Source organism: Pantoea sp. USMM079 (genome assembly GCF_037153115.1).
GTDB classification, from domain to species: domain Bacteria; phylum Pseudomonadota; class Gammaproteobacteria; order Enterobacterales; family Enterobacteriaceae; genus Pantoea; species Pantoea communis.
In genome coordinates this window covers 146,099-166,094 of the sequence record NZ_JBBCKX010000004.1, presented here as the reverse complement: position 1 = coordinate 166,094, position 19,996 = coordinate 146,099, and the positions used below count along the sequence as shown (strand labels likewise).

Annotated in this window: 25 protein-coding genes; 16 read left to right on the top strand and 9 right to left on the bottom strand. The window is 54.8% G+C overall.

Annotated elements, in window-relative coordinates; translation table 11 throughout:
* The first annotated feature begins 72 nt into the window (after nt 1–72).
* Nucleotides 73–270 (top strand): DUF6404 family protein, encoded by a 198-nt coding sequence (locus WFP70_RS08990; RefSeq protein WP_337023225.1) that lies wholly within the window; start codon nt 73–75, stop codon nt 268–270.
* Between the two features lie 100 nt (nt 271–370).
* Nucleotides 371–568, top strand: coding sequence for a hypothetical protein (locus tag WFP70_RS08985; protein ID WP_038647530.1), 198 nt, complete (start codon nt 371–373; stop codon nt 566–568).
* Between the two features lie 32 nt (nt 569–600).
* Here WFP70_RS08985 and WFP70_RS08980 read toward each other — a convergent pair whose 3' ends face one another.
* Nucleotides 601–849 carry a DUF883 family protein gene (locus WFP70_RS08980; RefSeq protein WP_034822005.1) on the bottom strand — a complete coding sequence of 83 codons (249 nt, stop codon included), beginning with the start codon at nt 847–849 and terminating at the stop codon, nt 601–603.
* Nucleotides 850–1,032: 183 nt separating this feature from the next.
* On the opposite strand from WFP70_RS08980, the gene WFP70_RS08975 reads away from it, so the two are divergent.
* Nucleotides 1,033–1,239, top strand: coding sequence for a DUF2767 family protein (locus WFP70_RS08975; protein ID WP_034822002.1), 207 nt, complete (start codon nt 1,033–1,035; stop codon nt 1,237–1,239).
* Nucleotides 1,240–1,264: 25 nt separating this feature from the next.
* Here the strand turns inward: WFP70_RS08975 and WFP70_RS08970 are convergent, their stop codons facing one another.
* Complete coding sequence (locus WFP70_RS08970) at nt 1,265–1,816, bottom strand: hypothetical protein (RefSeq protein WP_337023226.1); 552 nt, start codon at nt 1,814–1,816, stop codon at nt 1,265–1,267.
* 60 nt (nt 1,817–1,876) lie between these two features.
* Nucleotides 1,877–2,206: a hypothetical protein gene (locus WFP70_RS08965; RefSeq protein ID WP_034821995.1), complete on the bottom strand. Its 330-nt coding sequence runs from the start codon at nt 2,204–2,206 to the stop codon at nt 1,877–1,879.
* Nucleotides 2,207–2,408: 202 nt separating this feature from the next.
* Here WFP70_RS08965 and WFP70_RS08960 point away from each other — a divergent pair, with 202 nt between their 5' ends.
* From WFP70_RS08960 to WFP70_RS08945, 4 genes are all read left to right on the top strand, one after another.
* Nucleotides 2,409–2,588, top strand: a complete 180-nt coding sequence (locus tag WFP70_RS08960) for a hypothetical protein (protein ID WP_034821992.1) — start codon at nt 2,409–2,411, stop codon at nt 2,586–2,588.
* 175 nt (nt 2,589–2,763) lie between these two features.
* Nucleotides 2,764–2,985 (top strand): YgdI/YgdR family lipoprotein, encoded by a 222-nt coding sequence (locus tag WFP70_RS08955; protein WP_058962298.1) that lies wholly within the window; start codon nt 2,764–2,766, stop codon nt 2,983–2,985.
* Nucleotides 2,986–3,117: 132 nt separating this feature from the next.
* A complete protein-coding gene (locus tag WFP70_RS08950; RefSeq protein WP_034821987.1) occupies nt 3,118–3,501 on the top strand; it encodes a hypothetical protein in 384 nt (127 codons plus the stop codon).
* A 22-nt stretch (nt 3,502–3,523) separates the two neighbouring features.
* On the top strand, nt 3,524–3,937 hold the full coding sequence (locus tag WFP70_RS08945; RefSeq protein WP_045813895.1) for a GNAT family N-acetyltransferase: 414 nt from the start codon (nt 3,524–3,526) through the stop codon (nt 3,935–3,937).
* Here the strand turns inward: WFP70_RS08945 and WFP70_RS08940 are convergent, their stop codons facing one another.
* Both WFP70_RS08940 and ldcA read right to left on the bottom strand, forming a co-directional pair.
* Nucleotides 3,938–4,600: an MBL fold metallo-hydrolase gene (locus WFP70_RS08940; RefSeq protein ID WP_038647517.1), complete on the bottom strand. Its 663-nt coding sequence runs from the start codon at nt 4,598–4,600 to the stop codon at nt 3,938–3,940.
* Nucleotides 4,601–4,623: 23 nt separating this feature from the next.
* Complete coding sequence (gene ldcA, locus WFP70_RS08935; protein WP_045833039.1) at nt 4,624–5,547, bottom strand: muramoyltetrapeptide carboxypeptidase; 924 nt, start codon at nt 5,545–5,547, stop codon at nt 4,624–4,626.
* 163 nt (nt 5,548–5,710) lie between these two features.
* Between ldcA and emtA the strand changes: the two genes are divergently transcribed.
* On the top strand, nt 5,711–6,340 hold the full coding sequence (emtA, locus tag WFP70_RS08930) for a membrane-bound lytic murein transglycosylase EmtA (protein WP_075564066.1): 630 nt from the start codon (nt 5,711–5,713) through the stop codon (nt 6,338–6,340).
* Between the two features lie 59 nt (nt 6,341–6,399).
* Here emtA and WFP70_RS08925 read toward each other — a convergent pair whose 3' ends face one another.
* On the bottom strand, nt 6,400–7,347 hold the full coding sequence (locus WFP70_RS08925; protein ID WP_034821975.1) for a sugar-binding transcriptional regulator: 948 nt from the start codon (nt 7,345–7,347) through the stop codon (nt 6,400–6,402).
* A 184-nt stretch (nt 7,348–7,531) separates the two neighbouring features.
* On the opposite strand from WFP70_RS08925, the gene WFP70_RS08920 reads away from it, so the two are divergent.
* From WFP70_RS08920 to WFP70_RS08890, 7 genes are all read left to right on the top strand, one after another.
* Nucleotides 7,532–8,473 (top strand): D-ribose ABC transporter substrate-binding protein, encoded by a 942-nt coding sequence (locus WFP70_RS08920; RefSeq protein ID WP_034821972.1) that lies wholly within the window; start codon nt 7,532–7,534, stop codon nt 8,471–8,473.
* 13 nt (nt 8,474–8,486) lie between these two features.
* On the top strand, nt 8,487–9,098 hold the full coding sequence (locus WFP70_RS08915; RefSeq protein ID WP_160832510.1) for a DUF2291 family protein: 612 nt from the start codon (nt 8,487–8,489) through the stop codon (nt 9,096–9,098).
* Nucleotides 9,098–10,612 carry a sugar ABC transporter ATP-binding protein gene (locus WFP70_RS08910; protein ID WP_097119204.1) on the top strand — a complete coding sequence of 505 codons (1,515 nt, stop codon included), beginning with the start codon at nt 9,098–9,100 and terminating at the stop codon, nt 10,610–10,612. Before WFP70_RS08915 ends, WFP70_RS08910 begins: the two co-directional genes overlap by 1 nt.
* 2 nt (nt 10,613–10,614) lie before the next feature.
* The gene (locus WFP70_RS08905) at nt 10,615–11,715 is read left to right on the top strand and encodes an ABC transporter permease (RefSeq protein ID WP_034821966.1); all 1,101 of its coding nucleotides are present in this window, start codon (nt 10,615–10,617) and stop codon (nt 11,713–11,715) included.
* A 198-nt stretch (nt 11,716–11,913) separates the two neighbouring features.
* Nucleotides 11,914–12,744 carry a transketolase gene (locus WFP70_RS08900; protein WP_337023227.1) on the top strand — a complete coding sequence of 277 codons (831 nt, stop codon included), beginning with the start codon at nt 11,914–11,916 and terminating at the stop codon, nt 12,742–12,744.
* Complete coding sequence (locus tag WFP70_RS08895) at nt 12,737–13,681, top strand: transketolase family protein (RefSeq protein ID WP_097119205.1); 945 nt, start codon at nt 12,737–12,739, stop codon at nt 13,679–13,681. Before WFP70_RS08900 ends, WFP70_RS08895 begins: the two co-directional genes overlap by 8 nt.
* Before the next feature lie 2 nt (nt 13,682–13,683).
* On the top strand, nt 13,684–15,171 hold the full coding sequence (locus WFP70_RS08890; RefSeq protein WP_337023228.1) for an FGGY family carbohydrate kinase: 1,488 nt from the start codon (nt 13,684–13,686) through the stop codon (nt 15,169–15,171).
* Nucleotides 15,172–15,205: 34 nt separating this feature from the next.
* On the opposite strand, the gene WFP70_RS08885 is transcribed toward WFP70_RS08890, so the two are convergent.
* Together WFP70_RS08885 and WFP70_RS08880 are read right to left on the bottom strand one after the other, a co-directional pair.
* Nucleotides 15,206–16,333, bottom strand: coding sequence for a mechanosensitive ion channel family protein (locus WFP70_RS08885; RefSeq protein WP_058959679.1), 1,128 nt, complete (start codon nt 16,331–16,333; stop codon nt 15,206–15,208).
* A gap of 89 nt (nt 16,334–16,422) precedes the next feature.
* Nucleotides 16,423–17,157 carry a flagellar brake protein gene (locus tag WFP70_RS08880; RefSeq protein WP_097119207.1) on the bottom strand — a complete coding sequence of 245 codons (735 nt, stop codon included), beginning with the start codon at nt 17,155–17,157 and terminating at the stop codon, nt 16,423–16,425.
* 185 nt (nt 17,158–17,342) lie between these two features.
* On the opposite strand from WFP70_RS08880, the gene WFP70_RS08875 reads away from it, so the two are divergent.
* The gene (locus WFP70_RS08875) at nt 17,343–17,591 is read left to right on the top strand and encodes a GlsB/YeaQ/YmgE family stress response membrane protein (RefSeq protein ID WP_038647498.1); all 249 of its coding nucleotides are present in this window, start codon (nt 17,343–17,345) and stop codon (nt 17,589–17,591) included.
* A 61-nt stretch (nt 17,592–17,652) separates the two neighbouring features.
* Here WFP70_RS08875 and WFP70_RS08870 read toward each other — a convergent pair whose 3' ends face one another.
* Nucleotides 17,653–19,749 carry a TonB-dependent siderophore receptor gene (locus WFP70_RS08870; protein ID WP_337023229.1) on the bottom strand — a complete coding sequence of 699 codons (2,097 nt, stop codon included), beginning with the start codon at nt 19,747–19,749 and terminating at the stop codon, nt 17,653–17,655.
* Nucleotides 19,750–19,996 lie beyond the last annotated feature (247 nt).

Sequence of the window (19,996 nt, the reverse complement as noted above, 5' to 3'; positions counted from 1 at the left end):
ATCCATGAACCCCTCGTCGTGCCTTTTGTGGCAAAACCCGCTATGTTCTGCGCTTCAGATTCTGGAGGTGGTATGCAAGGTGTCATCAAATTCGTTAAGGGCTGGTTGCTGTTTTCGCTGCTGTGGGGCATTTTCATGTGGTTCACTTCGTGGCAGGCGCAGGGTGAGGCCATCAGTATGGTGGTGGTGAAAAGCTTGTACGCTGGATTGATTTATCAGGCATTGATGACCATGGTGGCGCGCTTCAAAGTACGCCGTTCACAAGCCTGATTGCTCACATCTTCCCACACAGCTTTGCGCAGCACTGACGCTAATTTGCACTCTGTCAGGCAATCTGGCCCGACTCAAAACAGTGTGGGTGGAAGTGAAGATGGCAAAGACGTCATTAGCGGCGTGGTTCTTTTTACTGGTGTCATTTGGCAGCTGTGCGCAATTACCTGACGTGCCAGTGAATATCACTGTGCACCAGGGGCGTCATCTGGATGTGAATAACAGCACGGCTGATGTGGCAGAGACGCCGGATGAACATATTCAGGAAAGGTTGGATGAGGCCGGTCATCATCAATAAGCGTTGGGGCCAGGAAGGCCCCCCATCGCCGCTTATTTCCTGCCCAGCAGGAAACCGACAATAATGCCGATGCTGGCCGCTACCGCCAGGCCAGTTGCCGGATTATCACGTACCGATTTGACCACGCAATCTGCTGCATCCTGCACAGCATAACTGGCTTGCGCGGGATAACGACGCGCGGCACCTTTAGCCTGATGTTTGCGAGAGCCGGTCCATTCCCCGATTTTTTCTTCAACTGCGCCCGCTGCTTCATTCAATTTTGCTTCCGCTTTATCAGTCATGATGACTCCCTGCTGGTTGTGAATATTACGATTCAGCGTAGTCACAGATTTTCAGACCAGCAACCCGCAGGCCAACGAGGTTGTAACAGTGGTTTGCAGGATTGTTGAACTCTGTCCAGGCTTAAACGAAGTAGCAGGCCTTTTGATTTGCGGAAATCAGGCCGTGTCACACTGGGAGGAGAGATGAAACGTGATGTATTAAGTGAAGACGATTACGATGAAGTGTGTCGGGTCATTGGCGACGCGGTGATTGTCCTATCCGAATGTGGCCACGAAACTAAACGCGCTGAAATCACCGATTTATTGCAGCGAACCCGCCATCATCGCGCGCATGATGAACGCGACGAACAGCGGATGCTGGAGCATGCGATTCGTCTGGTCAAACCCTAATCCCTAAGGGTGTCACGAGACGCCCTTAGGGATTGCCGCGATAAGCCGGATACCAGGTCACCAAAAAATGGCGAAGATGATCGAAACACCACTCGGCATCGTCGGCTTGCTGACAATAATAGCGAATGGTGACTTTCTCATAGCGCATATGACGCTGATGCAAAGGTGACCAGCCCCAATCCAGCACGGCGCGGGCGTAATTGACCAGGGTGCCGCTCTGCATGTTGTGCTGCTTCTCTTGTCGGCTCAGATAGAGTTCAAATGCCTGATCCAGACTTTGCGTCTCCTCACTGCTGCCACTCGATAGCGCCGGGCGCAATGCCACATCGATAAATCCACACACGCCATCGTCACGCTGCTGCCAGTCACAGGCCAGGGTCATGAACACTCCATCCTGCAGATTCACCTCTTCCAGCAAACGCCGTAAATTTTCGGAATGTTTACCCGCTGAGATTTCGTCGATGCGATCGGTCTGCAGCGTGAGGTCAAATCCACAAGGATTCACCGAACCATCCGCGTTGGTGGAAGCGGGGAAGGGGAAATCGATGTAGCCGTTATTGTCCAGACTCTTTTCCATAGTACAGGTCCGCAGCGTGAGGAAGCCTGACAATAAACCATCTTTCCCGGCTAAGCACGTTTAAGGGCACGTCCAGGTAATCATGGTGTTCTGATAAGGGTTGATCAGACGGAATTGCTTATCTGACAGCCGCTGAGCGGTGAAGCCCTCAGGCGTCACGGCAGAAGGGACATACTGGAAGCGATCGCTGGAGTGCAATGTGCCACTTTTCACCGCCACGCCATCACGCGTGACCGTAAAGGCATTCACCAAATCGAAAATGCGCGCCTGCGTCTGCCCCATTGATTGTCCATAAATGGTCGCGACTTCGCCCGGGCAGTCGACACCTTTGGGCGTGGAGCTGCAACCAGCCAATAATAAAAGGGTGAGTACTACCGTGATTCGCAACATGATCCTGTCCTGGTTCGATTCCTTGTTTGCAGTGGCCCGTCAATGCCCACTGATATGCTGATCATAGCAGGTCTGGCACCGCTTCCCATTTGTCATTTGCTTAATCGTTAAGCGGTAAGAATGTAAAGGGGTGACTTTGGTAGCAGATAAACGTTATTCTTGCCAGCGTTGCGCATCAGGTAAGCAAAACAAGGGCAAATCTATGAAAGAAGAAGAAGCCAGTTTAATGATTCTTCAGCACGCGATTGATAAATTAGAAGCCGACAAAAAAAAGCAGGTAATGAACTGTGTAGCGGCCATACAAGAAGTGATGCAAGGCTTCGATCCGGAAGATGCGGGTCTGGCGTTAATGTTAGTTGCCGCACAGGTTGCAGCAGAGTAATCCCTTTCGGTCATTCCTTCCCCATCCGTTTGCGATGGAAATCCATGCAATATAGCTGCTGCTCAGTCGATATCGGCTGATGCGCAGCAATTGTTCTGCACAGATTAATCTTTCTCCTGGTTCACATTACTGCGCGCTGTGCTAAACCTGACAGTGAATCCAAAAGGAGGATGAGATGAAAAAGACATTGCTTTTAATCGGTACTTTTAGCCTCGGCCTACTGCTGGCGGGCTGCGCATCTGATCACGTCATGCACACCACCGATGGGCAGACCATTGTGGTGCAGGGTAAACCGAAAGTGGATGAAGATACCGGCATGATTACTTACAAAGATATTGATGGTAAAGAACAGCAGATAAACCGTAATCAAATCAAAGATATGAACTCGGTTAACTAACGTTTCCTTTACCCTTCTATCCTTGCAGGCCCGTACTCAACGGGCCATTATTCGTCTTCTCGCTTTTTTCTGTGTTACGCTTCTCTGCATAAAACCCAACGAAATCATCATCTAACCTCAGCGGAGATCCCAATGAAGGCGATAGCTATTGCCGTTGGCTTAATGGCGTGCCATATCGCGCCGGCCTGGAGCGAAACCGAATTTCAAATTACCTGTCCGGGGCGCCCGACCATGACGGTATCGCGTGCGGAATACGGTTTAAGTACGCTGATGTGGCCAACACGTCATTTTCAAATTGCAGCAGGGCAACAGCGCACGCGTTTGCAAGGCGGGGATAAAGTGGCGATCACGCGTTTTCGTAATGGCGATCAGCTGATTGTGAACAAAAACAATGACGATACGTTCTTTGTCTATGCCGATAGCGATAAACTCATCCCCTGCAATCGCACCGAAAAACGCGATGCGGAAATTCTTTCGCTGGAACGTTACGACGATAGCCAGCGCCCCAATTCATAGTTGCCTGTCAAAGGAGAAGACGATGCAATTAAGCGTAACCGACACCGTCACAGCACAAGATCTGGATGACGTCCGTCTTGGCCTCACCGAATATAACAGCCGCTTTATCGATCCCAGTGAGATGCAGGCGATTGGCGTCTTCATTAAGGATGCTTCTGGCCGCAAGCTGGCCGGGTTGACCGGTTCCACCTTTGGTAACTGGCTGCGCATCGACCTGCTATGGGTCGGCGATGCGTTACGTGGGCAGGGCGCTGGCACGCAGTTGATTCAGGCCGCCGAAACAGAAGCCCGCGCCCGTGGTTGCCTTTATGCGCAGGTTGATACGGCCAGTTTCCAGGCGCGCCCGTTCTATGAAAAGATGGGCTACACCTTACGCTTTAGCCTCGATAATTATCCGCGTCTGCATCAGCGTCATTACCTCAGTAAATCGCTGTAACTAGATCAGTGGCTGCTGGCGTAAATCCAGCGGCGATTGCTCTGCCTCATCAATCGCCGCCAGCCAACTCTGCAAATCGACTTTGGCCCATGATAAGTGACCACGCGTGGTACTCATCAGCACGACATCCGGGCGCAGCGCGCGGTACAGCTCCAGTGATTGCTGTAACTCCAGCGGATTACTCTCCGGTACCAACACGCTGATCCAGCGGTTGTAGTCACAGGTCAAGGTATCGCCAACGAACAGATAGGTCTGGCCCAGCGGGGAGTGATAAAGGTAACTGCAGCTGCCCGGCGTGTGGCCGGGTGTGGGCAGCAGATGGAAATCACCAAAGTGGCTTTCCTGCTGAATGAAGGTCTCATCAGGTTCGACAATCAGACTGACGGGCCCCAGTGAACGGCTGTGGCAGTAGAGCGCACTGTTAAAACGCTGCTGGATCGCCACGGCGCCGGGCGCGGCTTCATGCCAGTGGGTGAGGTAGTGGCGAATCACCCCGCCCGCATCATTGAGAAACTCATGATCGAGCGGATGCTCGACACGGCCGATGACCAGATTGCCGCGCGGATGGCGCAGCATAAAGCCATGCATCATTAAATCTTGCGCCGTCTCTTCGGCGGGAAATTCCGGGGTGGAGATCCACAAATCTTCGTACAGTGGCTTCAATGTCGGTCTCCTGCGGCAAAACGTTAGCGCAATGTCGGGTGGCCGGTGAAGGCAAGCTGTGCTTCGCCCTGTTCAAGCTGTAAGGTGGCGCTGGCACCCAGCGGCAGCGTGACGGTGTCGGCATCGTGGCCAAACGCCAGTTCGCTGATCACCGGTAGCTGATATTCATCGCGGATGCGTTGCCATACGCTGGCAAAATCGAAACCATTGTCATAAGCCGACAGTGACGTGCTGGTGAAACTGCCGGTGATGATCGCCCGCTGGCGCGCCAGAATGCCGCTCTGTTGCAGTTGAATCAGCATACGCTCTATGCGGAAAGGATGCTCATTCACATCCTCGATCACCAAAATGCCGTTTTCAATTTGTGGCATCCAGGGTGTGCCGATCAGTGAGCAGATCATCGCCAGATTGCCACCCCACAAGGTCCCTTGCCAGCGTCCCGCATCCGGGCTGTGGGTCTGCCAGCCTATGTTGACTGTAGGAGAAGAGAGCGCCTGCCAAAAGTGTGACAGGGTAAATTCGGATAATGCCTCTGCGCCGAAGTTGCCGGCCAGCATCGGGCCGCTGAAGGTCACCAGCCCGGTTTGCGCCAGTAACGCCAGTTGAATCGCGGTAAAATCACTGTGTCCACAAAGCGCGATAGGTTGATTGAGCAGCCGGCGCTGCAGACCGACATAATCAATCTGATCCAGCAAACGCGAGGCACCGTACCCACCGCGCACCGCCAGCACAATATCGGGCAGCGTGCTCAGTGTTGCCAGCTGGTTCACATCATTCAACCGTTCCCCGTCTTCGCCCGCAAAACGCTGGAAGCGGCGTGTAATCGCTGATAAGTTGTCCAACTGATGTCCCTGAGCCTGTAAACGACTCACTGCACGTTGGGCCGCATCCTGATTATGGCAATAGCCGGAGGGGGCGATCAGACGAATAGATCGGGGGGAAAGCATAGCGTTCATCCTGATTTAAAGTGGCATGCCGATGATGGCGAAATCCGTTACCGATGTCACGGCAGCACAAGGTTTTTTACGTATTTAGGATAAACGGTAATTTTGCATTGCGCTGCGCCAGGTATGATAGCTTGCGCCAACTCTATTGCGGAACCAAAAATCAGTGAAAATTCGACTACTTATGCTATCTGCGCTGTTGCTCGCGGGCTGTGCCAGTGAGCCAGAAAAAACGGTCGTGCCAGAGAAAAATACGCCATTAACCCAGGCACCACCGTCGAAAGTGAATGATGCATGGTCAATGTTTACCGAAGATGCCGCCAGTCATTATGGCGTTGATGAGAAGTTAATCAGCGCCATTATTAGTGTCGAATCCGGGGGCAATCCCACCGTTACCAGCCGTTCAAACGCGGTAGGGTTGATGCAGATTAAAGCCTCAACGGCGGGGCGTGCGGTGTATCGCACTCAGGGACGTCACGGTCAGCCGACGTCTTCGGAATTGCGCGATCCAGCGAGAAATATCGATATCGGTGCGGCATATCTCAAGCTGCTGCAGGATTCTGAGTTGGCCGGTATTCGCAATCCACTCACGCTGCGTTATGCCACCATCGTTTCTTACGCCAACGGTGCCGGTGCGTTGCTGCGCACCTTCTCACGGAATCGCGATCGGGCGATTGCGATGATCAACTCGATGACGCCGGACGAATTCTATCAGCATGTGCAGGATAAACATCCGGCGGCACAGGCACCACGTTATCTGTGGAAGGTCACAACGGCCTACCGAACCATCGGGTAAGTTGTCTTTGCGAAGCGCGGCTCGTCAGGGCCGCGTCTTAAGGTGCCCGGTTAAATCGGTCATTCCATCAGCAATCGTGCGGTGGGATAATCCACAATCAGCACTTTCACATATCCACCGCGCAACGCTCCGCGAATCGCCTGGGCTTTCTCTTTGCCGCCCGCCAGTGCCACCACTTGCGCACACTGTTTAACCTGCGCCAGCTCCATGCCAATCACCGGATCTTCCTCGGCGTTCAATACCGGTTTTCCGTCAGCATCAAAATAATGCAAACAGATATCGCCCACCGCACCGCGCTCGGCCAGCGTGCGCAGCATCTCGCCGTCATAGTAGTTGCCGGAATTGCGTAGCAGCGCGGAAGGCTCAAGATCGCCAATGCCGACAATCGCCAGATCCACTTGATCAAACTTTTCCAGCACCACGGCCACGTCTGGGTTTACTGATAAGCGTTGACGATCCTGCACTGAATGCTCAATCGACTGCGACGGCAGCAGCCAGGCCGGACAATCCAGCAGCGCCGCAAGATTCTGCGTCAGGATGGTGGCCTGCACGTTGCCGTTCGCACCCACCCCACCAAGCAGCTGGATCACGCCTTTGCAGGGCGCACTCAGCGGATGCAACGCGTCCACCATCGCGCGAATGGTGCCACTCCATGATGAAATGCCGATCAGTTCATCGGCGCGCAGGCGGGTTTCCAGATAGTGCGCCGCCGCTGAACCAATCGCCTGTTTAATTTGCAGCGCGGAAGCCTGATCCGGCACATCGACCACAATCACCTGTGGCAGCTGATACTGCTGCTCAATCGCCTTCTCCAGTTCGGGATAGACATTGGCGGGTGGCACCACGCTGATTTTCACTACGCCTTCTTTCACGCTGCGATTGAGGATGCGTGACACAAAGGATTGCGACAGCTTCAGCAGTTGCGCAATATCGGACTGCTTCATGCCTTCCACATAATAAAGCGTGGCGATTTTTACCATCAGCCGCTGTTCGTCCTGTTTTGCCATGGTTTTTTCTCTCTCTTAACCTGCCTGGTATTGTTAATCAGGCTGTCTTAAATAACAACGCAGAACATTTTGTGATCGTTTTCGCTTTTTCAGGATCGCGCGATGGACGAGTTCAGGAAGCCAGCGCATAGTCATTATGCATATAAAATCGCAATTGAATATATATTCAAGCGGAGAAAAATCAATGAAAGCTTCTGTCCTCAAAATGACCCTACTGGCTTCACTGATGTTAGCTTCAGCGGCAACGCTGGCGGCAGAAAAAGGCTTGATTGCTATCATCACGCCTTCTCACGATAACCCGTTCTTTAAAGCTGAAGCCGATGGCGCGCAAGAGAAAGCCAAAGCGCTCGGTTACACCACGCTGGTGGCCTCGCACGATGATGACGTGAACAAACAGAACCAGCTGATCGAAACCGCCATCGCGCGTAAAGCCAAAGCGATCATTCTTGATAATGCCGGTGCTGACGCCACCGTTGGCCCGGTGCAAAAAGCCAAAGATGCCGGAATCCCCACCTTCCTGATTGACCGCGAGATCAACAAAACCGGCGTCGCCGTGGCGCAGATTGTCTCTAACAACTATCAGGGCGCGCAGTTGGGCGCAGAGAAGTTCGCTAAGTTGTTGAACGGCAAAGGCGACTACGTTGAGCTGCTGGGCAAAGAGTCGGATACCAACGCGGGCGTGCGCTCACAGGGCTATCACGACGTGCTGGATGACTATCCCGATATGAAGATGGTGGCGCAGCAGAGTGCCAACTGGAGCCAGACCGAAGCCTTTAGCCGCATGGAAACCATTCTGCAGAAAAATCCCAACATTGTCGGGGTGATTTCCGGGAATGACACCATGGCGCTGGGGGCAGAAGCCGCGCTGAAAGCCGCCGGTAAAACCAACGTAATTGTCGTGGGCTTTGACGGCAGCGATTACACGCGCGATTCCATCATCAATAAAGGCAACATCAAAGCCACGGTGCTGCAACCAGGCTGGGATCAGGCACAAATGGCGGTTGAGCAGGTGGATTACTACCTGAAAAACGGCAAAGCGCAAAAAGAAGAGAAGCAGCTGATGGATTGCGTGCTGATCGACGACAGTAACGCCGCGAAGCTGAAAAACTTCAACCTGGCGAAATAAGACGGAGGTCGGCATGAAGGGAAAAGCAGCAACCGGGCTGATGGTTGGGCTCTTATCGCTGATATTGACCGCCTGCACCGTGGTGGATCTCGATGCAAACGGCAATCCCATCATGCCGAAAGATCCGAATGCCAAACCCGGCTACAGCAACCAGACGCCACAGCAGATCGCCGAATCGAGCTGGGCCAGCCGGGTGCAGCAACCGGCTGAGAAGCAGGCGCTGAGCTGGGCGGATATGGAAACCAAAAGTCATACCGTCAAGGCCGGGGGCAGCGAAAGCGTGTTTGTGCGTGCCGGAGGAACCGTCACCGCCTTTGATAACAGCAACGAACGCGAACGCAGCCTGACTGTCACCATCAATGGCAAACCGGTCAAGGTGTTGATTGGGCCGGTACTGCGCAGTAATGCAATTCGTGATGCGGCGGGCTATCGCTTTGAAGAGTTCACCAATCAGGTGCAATACGCACAGCTGACTAAAGCGTTGAACCGCCATGCCGTCCAGCAGCTACCGCCGGTGGATGCCAGTTGGGTCGGCAAACCGGTGCAGGCGCTGTTAGCCGTCAGTATGGAGCCGAATCAGGTGAATGACGTGGTGGCGATTCAGTTGCAGCAAGGGAATCCATGATGAGCGATGAAATCATCCTGCAGGCCAAACAGATGTCGATGTTGTTTCCGGGCACCCTGGCGCTGGATCGTGTCGATTATCGCGTGTGGCGCGGCAAAGTGAACGTCATCATCGGTGAAAATGGGGCAGGTAAATCCACGCTGATGAAGATCCTCGCCGGGGTGCAGCAGCCCACCAGCGGCGAAATGTTCCTTAACGGCGAAAAAGTGGTGTTGAGCAGTACGCGAGACGCCGCCCGCCACGGTATCGGCATGGTGCATCAGGAACTCAACCTGTTCGAAAACCTCAGCGTGGCGGAGAACATCTTTCTGGGACGGGAAATCCAGCGCGGCATCAGCCCGATTAACGAAGCAGAACAGAAGCGACGCACGGCTGCGTTATTGCAACGTCTCGACCAGCCAATTTCACCGGACGAGATGGTCGGCAACCTGAAAGTGGGTCAGCAGCAGTTGGTGGAAATTGCCAAAGCGCTGGCAGAAAACGCCGACATCTTAATTCTGGATGAGCCGACCTCGGCGTTGAGCAAAACCGAAGTGGAGATCCTGTTCCGGGTGATCCGCGAACTGACGCGGCAGGGGGTTTCCATCATTTATATCTCACATCGGCTGGAAGAGCTGATGGCGATTGGCGATGTGATCACCATCCTGCGCGACGGTCGCTTTCAGGCGGAAGCGAAGGTCAGCGACATCGATGTGCCGTGGATCGTGCGTGAAATGCTCGGCAGCGAACCGGTGAGTAACTTTCTGCCGCCTAATCGTCAGTTCGGGGCGGCGGTGCTGGAAGCCGAGCACATCACCTGTGTCAGTGCCCATGGCAATACGCTGGTGGACGATGTCAGTTTCAATGTGCGCGCCGGGGAGATCGTCGGCATTTATGGCCTGATGGGCGCGGGGCGCACCGAGTTGTTTGAGTGCCTGCTCGGCAGCCAGCGCAACTATCTCGGCAAACTGTGGCTGGACAGCAAACCGTTACCCACACGCTTGCCAACGGCCGAACGTATTCGTATGGGCATGAGCCTGGTGCCGGAAGATCGCAAACGGGCCGGTATTTTCCCGGTCTCCTCTGTGGCCAGCAATCTCACCATTGCCAGCCTGTGGCGACGTTTATCGCATCGCACCGTGATCGCCGAACAAGCTGAACGCGAAGCGGTAAACAGTACGGTAGGCAATCTGGCCATCAAAATATCGTCACCCGACGTGGCGATCAGTGCGCTGAGTGGCGGCAACCAGCAGAAAGTGGTGATTGGCCGTTCATTGCTCACCAATCCACGTTTACTGCTGCTGGATGAGCCCAGTCGGGGCATTGATGTGGGTGCCAAAGCGGAAGTGTTTCGCATGATGGTGAAACTGTCAGAGCAGGGCATTGCCGTGGTGTTCTCCACCTCCGATTTAAAAGAAATTATGGCCGTCGCCGATCGCATTCTTGTGATGTCTGGCGGCAAGTTGACAGCTGACCTGCCGCGCGCGGAAGCGGAAGAGGCGGCGCTGGTTAAAGCAAGTGCACAGGGGTTCTGAGCATGAAAAACAATGGCGCAATGGCGCTCGCTTCGCCAGGTAAGGTTTTCAACTCGCGTGAAGGCATGATTCTGCTGCTGTTAAAACTGCGCACCTTTATCGCGTTGTTCCTCATCGTCGGCTTCTTTGCCATCACCGTGCCGGATTTCCTCGCCGTGGGCAGCATGGTGATCATGGTCAAACACATCGCCATCAATGCGTTTCTGGCGCTCGGCATCACCTTTGTGATTATCACTGCGGGTATTGATCTCTCCATCGGTGCCACGCTGGGCCTGTGCGGCATGATTGCTGGCTGGTTGATTACCAAAGGCATTGTGTTGCCGATGTTTGGCATCGCCATTTTTCCCAGCGTTTGGGTGATTGTGCCCGTGGTGTTAGTGGTAGGTGGACTGATTGGCGCGGTGAATGGCTGGATCATCACCAAATACAACGTGGCCCCGTTTATCTGTACGCTGGGCACCATGTACATCCTGCGCGGGGCGGCGATGCTGACCTCTGGCGGCGAAACCTTCCCCGGCTTGCAGGGCAATCCGCTGCTGGGTAACACCGGTTTCGACAAAATCGGTGCGGGGTATTTTCTCGGCTTACCGTGGGCGATCTGGATGATGGTGGTGCTGGCGCTGGTGATTGCCTATGTGGCACGTCGCCTGCCGTTTGGCCGTCAGGTGTATGCGATTGGTGATAACGAGCGTGCGGCAGAACTTTCCGGCGTCAAAGTGAAGTCGGTGAAAATCTGGGTTTACACCATTTCAGGTTTCTGTGCGGCGATTGCCGGCATTGTGGTCTCTTCGCAACTGGTGGCCAGCCATCCGGCGAACGGCACCTCATTCGAGATGAATGCGATTGCGGCGGTCGTGCTGGGTGGTACTTCACTGGCTGGCGGGCGCGGCACCATTCTCGGCACGCTGGTGGGGGCATTTGTCATCGGTTTCCTCGCGGATGGTTTGATCATGATGGGCGTCAGCGAGTTCTGGCAAATGGTGATCAAAGGCATCGTGATTATCGTGGCAGTGATCATCGATCAGATGCAAAGCCGCATGCAGCAAAAGGCCGCCGTGGTGGCGCAGAAGGCATTGATTCAGGAAGGTGAGGCCAAAGGTTAATTGTTACCCGTCATAAGCCGAGCCGCAGGTGCGTCGGTTGCGCTTGCTCACCCCAGTCACTGACCTGAGTAAGCTTCTGGGGGATTGACGAGCTGGCCGCCTTCCCGCAACTCAGCTTATTCAGGGGAAAAATCCGGGTAAATTTTTTTACCCGCTGTGAATATATATTCAATAACGCTTTAAAATGCAGAGGTGTCTATGAATCCTTTCAAATATTCGGTGGCGGACCTGGCAGCGAAAGCGCGCGCTGTGCGTCGCCGCATCATCCAGCTCAATGCCGGTAGTCCGGCGGGTGGACATACCGGTGCCGATCTCTCTCAGGTCGAAATCCTGACGGCGCTCTATTTCCGCATCCTGAATTGCGCACCGGATCGCACTAACGATCCGCAGCGTGACATTTACATCCAGTCGAAAGGGCATGCGGTCGGCGGCTATTACTGTGTGCTGGCGGAGGCGGGTTACTTCCCAACCGAATGGCTGCCCACTTATCAGCATTCGGATTCACATTTGCCGGGCCATCCGGTGCGGCAGAAAACGCCGGGCGTGGAACTCAACACCGGTGCACTGGGCCACGGCTTACCGGTGGCGGTGGGTATTGCGCTGGCGGCGAAAAAAGACAACAGCGACCGCCGCATCTTTGTGGTCACAGGCGACGGTGAACTGGCCGAGGGCAGTAACTGGGAGGCCGCGTTGGTGGCGGCGCACTACAACCTCGATAACCTGGTGATCATCAACGACAAGAACAAACTGCAGCTGGCAGGGCACACGCGCGACATTATGAACACCGATCCGCTGCCGGATAAATGGCGAGCCTTCGGTCTGGAGGTCACTGAATGCAACGGTAATGACATGGCTTCCGTGGTGGGAACCATTGAAAACCTGCCACGTAACGGCAAACCGCAGGTGATTGTGGCGCATACCGAGAAAGGCTTTGGCATCTCCTTTATTCAGGGCAAACCAGAGTGGCATCACCGTGTGCCGAAAGGGGAAGAGATCGAAATGGCACTGGAGGAATTAAAAGATGAGTAATGCAAAACACCTGGCCACGGTGATGGTGGAAGCCTTTATTGACGCGGTAAATCGCGGTGTGGATCTGGTGCCGGTGGTGGCAGATTCCACCTCAACGGCAAAAATATCGCCTTTCATTAAGGCGTTTCCCGATCGGTTGGTGAACGTTGGCATTGCGGAACAAACGCTGGTGGGCACGGCGGCCGGTCTGGCAATCGGTGGAAAAGTGGCGGTGACCTGTAATGCAGCTCCGTTCCTGATTTCGCGCGCCAACGAGCAGGTAAAAGTGGACGTCTGTTACAACAATACCAACGTCAAACTGTTTGGCCTGAATGCCGGTGCCAGTTACGGCCCGCTGGCCAGCACCCACCACAGCATTGATGATATTGCGGTGATGCGTGGCTTCGGCAATATCGAGATTTACGCGCCATCCTGCCCGCTGGAGTGCCGCCAGATCATCGATTATGCCCTTGCGCATGTGGGGCCGGTTTACATCCGTCTGGATGGCAAGGACCTGCCTCAGCTGCACGATGAAAACTACCAGTTCCGTCCGGGCCAAATCGACGTGTTGCGTGAAGGCAACGACATCGTGCTGGTGGCGATGGGTTCCACCGTGCATGAGGCGGTGAGTGCGGCCGAGCAATTACAGGAACAGGGAATCAGCGCAGGTGTGATCGCCATTCCATCAATTCGTCCCTGCGATACCCAACGGCTGCAAGAGCTGTTAAAGCATTATCCGGCGGTGATCACCGTAGAGGAGCACAATGTTAACGGCGGCGTCGGCAGTCTGGTGGCCGAAGTGCTGGCTGAAGGCGGCTGCGGAATTCCGCTGTTACGTCTGGGCATCCCCGATGGTCAATACGCGATTGCTGGCGATCGTGCCTCCACGCGCGCGCATCATGGTATTGACGCCGCCAGCGTGGTGAAGAGTGCAGTGCGCATGTGTGCAGGAGCGTAAACATGGCGGGTCCATTAATACTGGCAATTGATGAAGGTACCACCAACGCGAAAGCCATAGCGGTGGACCGCGCAGGCAACGTGGTGGCGCGCGGCAGCCAGCCTCTGACGCTAGCCCATCCGCAGCCGGGATTGGCCGAACAGCATCCGCTGGCGATCTGGCAGGCGGTGAAACAGGCGATTGAAAGCTGTCTGGCGCAGTGCGGCGGAGCAGAGGTGGCCGCCGTCGCGATTAGCAACCAGCGCGAGTCGGTGCTGATCTGGCAGCGCCGCGACGGGCAACCGCTGACGCCGCTGGTGAGCTGGCAGGATCGTCGTTCAGAAGCTTTTTGTCGTGATTTACGCATGGCGGGTAAAGCGCCACGCATCACCGGCTTAACGGGCCTGGCGGTCGATCCCATGTTTCCCGCAGGCAAACTCACCGGGATGCTGGCGACGATTCCAGATGGACTGGCGCGTGCGCAGGCCGGTGAACTCTGCATTGGCACTGTTGATAGCTGGCTCAGCTGGCAACTTAGCGGCGGCGAAAGTTTTATTACCGATCACGCGAATGCGGCCCGCACCCAACTCTACAATTTGCACAGCGGTGACTGGGATGAGGAACTGCTGACGCTGTTCCATATCCCGCGTGCGGCGCTGCCAAGTATTGTGCCCTCCGCCAGTGCGCAGGGTGTTGTCACGGTACAGGACATCGCCGGACTGAAAGCGGGTACGCCCATTTTGTCGCGCATTGGCGATTCCCATGCGGCACTGCAGGCGCAACGTAGTGCGGGTGAAGAGGTGGTGAAAGCCACTTACGGCACCGGTTCATCGCTGATGATGTCAATGGCCACCCCCTTGCTGACCGAAAACGGCCTCAGTACCACGGTGGCGTGGCACGATGGCACGCTGCGATTTGCCTTTGAAGGTAACATCACCCATACCGGTTCAGGCGCGGCCTGGCTGGGACGCATGCTGGGCATCAGCGATCCGCGTGAACTGACGGCGATGGCGCAACGCAGCGAGCATAATCAGGGCATCTATTTCGTGCCTGCATTGTCAGGCCTGGGCGCGCCCTGGTGGGATTTGAAGGCGCGCGGCATGGTATGTGGCCTTACCGATGCCGCCACGCCAGAGGTGCTGGCGCGCGTGGCGCTGGAATCGATCACCTTCCAGATTGCCGATGTGTTCTTCGCCATGGAGCAGGCCAGTGGTGTGCAGTTACCCGCGCTCTGTGTGGATGGCACGGCAACCGAAAACAGTTGGCTGATGCAGTTGCAGGCAGACGTGTTGCAGCGGCCGCTGAAACGTGCCCCTACCGCTGAAGTCTCCGCCCTGGGTGCCGCGCTGCTGGCGGGGCGTTCATTAGGTTGGTGGCAGCAGGGCAGTGATATGCAGGCGTTGCAGGGGGGCAGCGTGATTGAGCCGCGCAGCGATCGCGCGACCATTATGCAAGAGAATTATCGCGGCTGGCTGGAAGCGGTGGCGCGTTGTCGTTATCAACCGCATTAGCGTTCAGGCGGGGTAACCGCCTGAACATCGCTCACTAACGTTGTGCCGTCTGGGGTGAGGATTCATTGGAGGCATCGCTGAGATTAATCCGTGGTAATACACCCCCCGTAAACTCGACACGACGCATTGGGAAAGCAAAACGAATCTGCTTCTGCTCCAGTTGCGCCATCAGCTGGAGGTTAATTTCCTGCTGGATGTCCATATACTTGTTGTACTCGGCACTGAGCACGAAGTAGACCACTTCAAATGTCAGCTGCGACTCATCAAAAGCGAGGAAATGTGCGCGGTCAAAACGAGTATCCGGCACATCCTGAATGATCTCCTTCACCATGCTACCAATTTGTCGCACTTTCTCAGCAGGCGTACCGTAATTAATGCCGAACTTAAACACGATGCGACGCTGCTGCATGCGTTTGTAATTGTGGATGGTCTGCTGCAGCAAAATGGTGTTCGAGCAAACGATCTGTTCCCCGCTCAGGCTGCGCAGCCGGGTGGTTTTCAGACCAATGTGTTCGATTGATCCCGCCACATCGCCAAACACAATAAAATCGCCATGCTCAAAGGGCTTGTCAAAACCAATGGCCAGCGAGGCAAACACGTCACTCAACACCGTCTGAATCGCCAGGGCGATGGCAATGCCGCCGACGCCGAGGCTGGCAACCAGTGCGGTAATATTGATGCCCATGTTGGACAGGATTGCCAACATCATCATCACCCACACCACCACCCGCAGCAGAATGCCGAGGATCACCGTGGTCACCGGATTGCGCACGTGCAATGGATCACGCAGCAAACTCTGTAGCCAGAGCCGGATGCCACAGTCAATCCACATGGTCATTTGCAGAATAAAGGCCAGGAACCAGCCGTGTGCAATCGTTACGCTCCAGCTGGCGGGTAGGTCGACAAATCTCAGTGCAATCAGTAATGAGAAAATCAGCAGCAAAGGCTGGCTGGTGCTGCGCAAAATTTCCACCAACAGTGTGGTGACGCGGTGATTCCGCTGCTCGCTGTAGTGCGCAATACGGTTGGATACAAAGCGGATGAGGGTACGTAATAGCCAATACATCATCAAGGTACCGAAGACGATGATGGCGCTGTTTATCCAGAAGGTTTGATTGAGAAAAATGAGTTGTAAACGATGGGCAGAAAGCCAGTTTTCCATTGGGGAGATTCTCCTTGCTGGGAGGCGATAAAAAGTGAAAGCAAGGAAAGGATAGCCTGGCTGGCGCCTTTTGTGGCGCCAGCAGGGAATTACTGGAAGCGATTCGCTTTGTCGCGCGCCAGACGCTCCAGCGCAAAGATCACCTGCTGTAGCTGGCGTTCCTGCACCGGCTCAATGGCGGTAAAGCGGAAGCTGAGTCGAGGGGTTGTGCGGGTTTCATTCTTGCTGGTGACGGTGCTGCGCTCGCCAATATTCAGCAGCTGTGCCGTGACCTCAAAATGACCGTATTCGCCCAACTCCACACGCAGATTTTTAAAGGTGTCACCGCGGTTCAGACCCTCTGGCAAGCTTTCGTCCAGCAAGACACCTGCACCGCCGAGAGAGAGATCCTGCAAACGAAAACGCGCCTTACTGCCATCCGGCCACTGCGTATGGCAGTAAAACACTGGCTCCATTGGGGCGGAAACACGGAAAAACTCACGACGCTGGATCTGCCACAGCAGTTCAGGCAGTGGGGCAGTGAAAGCCGGTAAGCCTTCGAACTCGGTGCGCTCCAGTTTGATCAAGCCAAACTCGACTTTTGCCCCCTGCGTTTCTGCCGCGATATTCACTTCGCCGCCCTGCAGCGCTAAATCGTTGTCCAGTGCATTGCTGCCGAGATCGAAGATCACGCGATCCTCATCGGCATCCAGCATGCGACTGATAAATTGACCGCGCGAAAAACTGACCATTAATGGGGTCTGGAAACGCAACAAATCCTTCATTACGTTTAAAACAGCAAGGGTGCCTCGTTTGAGATATTGTTCGTTATCGGCGTCTTTCACATCCTGCTCCACTTATCCGATTGTTATTATCACGGGTGACACGGCTATCGAACTGTTATCGACGGCCTGACAAAAAGCTTTAGCCTGCTAACTAATTTTTACTGTGATGTTCATCAAGCAGATTAAAAATATCCGACTATACTAATCGCAGTGAACACCTTGATTCATAACGTAAGGAGCAGTAAATGGGTATTCTTTCATGGATTATTTTTGGTTTGATTGCCGGGATCATCGCTAAATGGATCATGCCAGGTAAAGATGGCGGCGGATTCATCATCACTGTGGTTTTAGGGATCGTCGGCGCGGTGGTTGGCGGCTGGATCAGTACCCTGTTTGGCTTCGGTAAAGTTGACGGTTTCAACTTTGGCAGCTTCGTGGTGGCGGTGATTGGTGCCATTGTGGTGCTGTGGATCTACCGTAAAGTGCGTACCTAGCAATACACTCTGATTTAATGAAATCCGCATCCCCAACGGGATGCGGATTTTTTTATGGCGGTTAGAAGTCGTAACCCACGGTGGCGGTAATGGTCCGCTCCGCACCGCGATAGCAATAGCCGGTGCCATAGCAGGCGGCGAGATACTTTTTGTCGGTCAGGTTATTGGCATTCACCTGCAGCCAAGCCCCTTTCAATTGTGAATCCCACGCACCGAGATCGGCACGTACGGAAGCATCAAACAACGTTACCGACGGCAAACGTGTGGTGTTTTCGTTATCGGCCCACTGCTTACCGATATAACGCACGCCTGCGCCGGCGCTCAAGCCGTAATCAAACTGATAGTGACCCCAGAATGACGCCATGCTGTTCGGCGTGACGTAAGGCGTATGGCCATCATTCCCGTCAACGGAATCTTTGAAACGCAGATGGTTCAGCGTGTAACCGGCGATGGTGCTGAGTCGCGGCGTCAGCTGGTTGCGGGCTTCCAGCTCAATACCCTGTGAATGCACTTTGCCGGACGGAGTAAAGGTGCTGTCTACCACGTTGCGGTTCGCCACATCGTTCTGCGTCAAATCGTACAGCGCGATGGAGTACATATCGCGCGTGCCCACCGGCTGGTATTTCACACCGGCTTCATACTGCTCGGAAGTGGTTGGCTTCAGCTGATTGCCGTCTGGGTCGGTCAAAGAAGCCGGGGTAATCGCCTGGCTCCAGCTGACGTAAGGTGAAATACCGCTGTCGAACGCATACAGCAGCGCAGCACGGCCGCTGACGTGGTCATCCTGGCGACGGCTGGTGCCATTATTGGAGACGATGCGATCGTAACGACCAGAGAGATCCAGATGCCAGCGGTCGAGCTGCATTTCATCCTGCAAGTAGAGTCCGGTCTGATAATAGCGACGCGTTTGTTCGGTCCAGCTGTAATCCGGCATGCTGCCGACCGCTTCGCCCGTCCAGGGGTTTAATGAACTCGCATAGCCACTGGCTTTACTCAAATCATTCTTATAACGGTGGTATTCGGCACCGAGGATCACCCGATGCTGCAGCGCGCCGGTGGCAAAATCGGCCTGCAGACGGTTATCGTTGGCCCATGCGCTGAGCGAGGAACGTTCACCGGAGTAGTAGCGGGTCAGCAGGTCCGGGTTAGCGGCATCCCAGCCAATCTGATACACCTGATCGAGATCGACATTGGCGTGGCTATAGCTGGCGGTGGAGTATACAGACCACACTTCATTGAAGCGGTGCGAGAAGTCGTAGCTGTAGATCTGCTCGTGGCGCTTGAACTGATCCAGCGCGCTGTCGCCCTCATAGAATCCATCACTCAGCTTGCGGCCATTATGGCTATAAAGCGTGCCTTCAGCGGGCACGGAACCGTGATAACCGCCGGATGGATCTTTTTGCAGATAGGCACGCAGCACCAGACTGGTGTCTTCGCTGGGTTGCCACAGCAGCTGTGGCGAAATCGCATATTTTTCTTCACGGGTGTGATCGTACTGCGTATCGCTGTTACGCGTGATGCCGGTGAGACGGAAAGCCCACTGATCGTTAATCGCATTGGTGTAGTCAAAGGCGGCGCTGTTGGTGGCGTTAGTGCCGGTCGACAGGCGGAAATGGCCCTCTTCAGCAAACTGCGGCCGCTTGCTCACCTGATTGACTAATCCGCCTGGTACGGTCTGGCCGTAAAGTGCGGAGGAGGGGCCTTTGATCACATCAACGCGATCGAGGAACCAGTTATCTACCTGCAAGATGTTGAAGCTGCCGCCATCACTCATGATGCGCAAGCCATCCAGGAAGGTGTTGTCGACATCGCCGCCATGAAAACCACGTAGCGCGATGGTGTCATAACGCGTAGCGGCACCGCCAAAGTTGGTGAATACGCCCGGCGTATAGTTCAGTACCTGATTGAGATCCTGCGCACCCTGATCCTCCATCTGCTGACGTGTTACCACCGAGATGGACTGCGGCGTGGTGATCAGCGGCTGATCGGTTTTACTGCCGCCGCTGCTGCGGGTGGCGAGATAGCCTTGTGTCGGTGAGTTGGCGCTCTCCTGCGGTTGCGCGGTGACCACGATGGACTCTTCAGCGAAGGTTGCGGCAGGGAGGGCCAGAGCCAGTGCGCAGAGCACGCGGGTACGATTAAGGGTAAAAAGCGTCATCGGAAATCCTTTAACGGGAAGCAGAACAAAGCAGCACTCAACCGGCAATGCCGAAAATTGAGAATACGATTAAAATTAAGAGTGAGAATTATTATCTTTTAGTGGGGTGTGTTTCAAGTTGTTAATGTGAGTGAAAGAGATTGTGAGGAAATGAACAGGAGCGGTGGCGTAGCGAGCGCGGCTTTATGTGAGAAAAGGTTTCATGATGCAGTCATACCATCTGTCGCGGTGCGCGATGGTGTGTAAA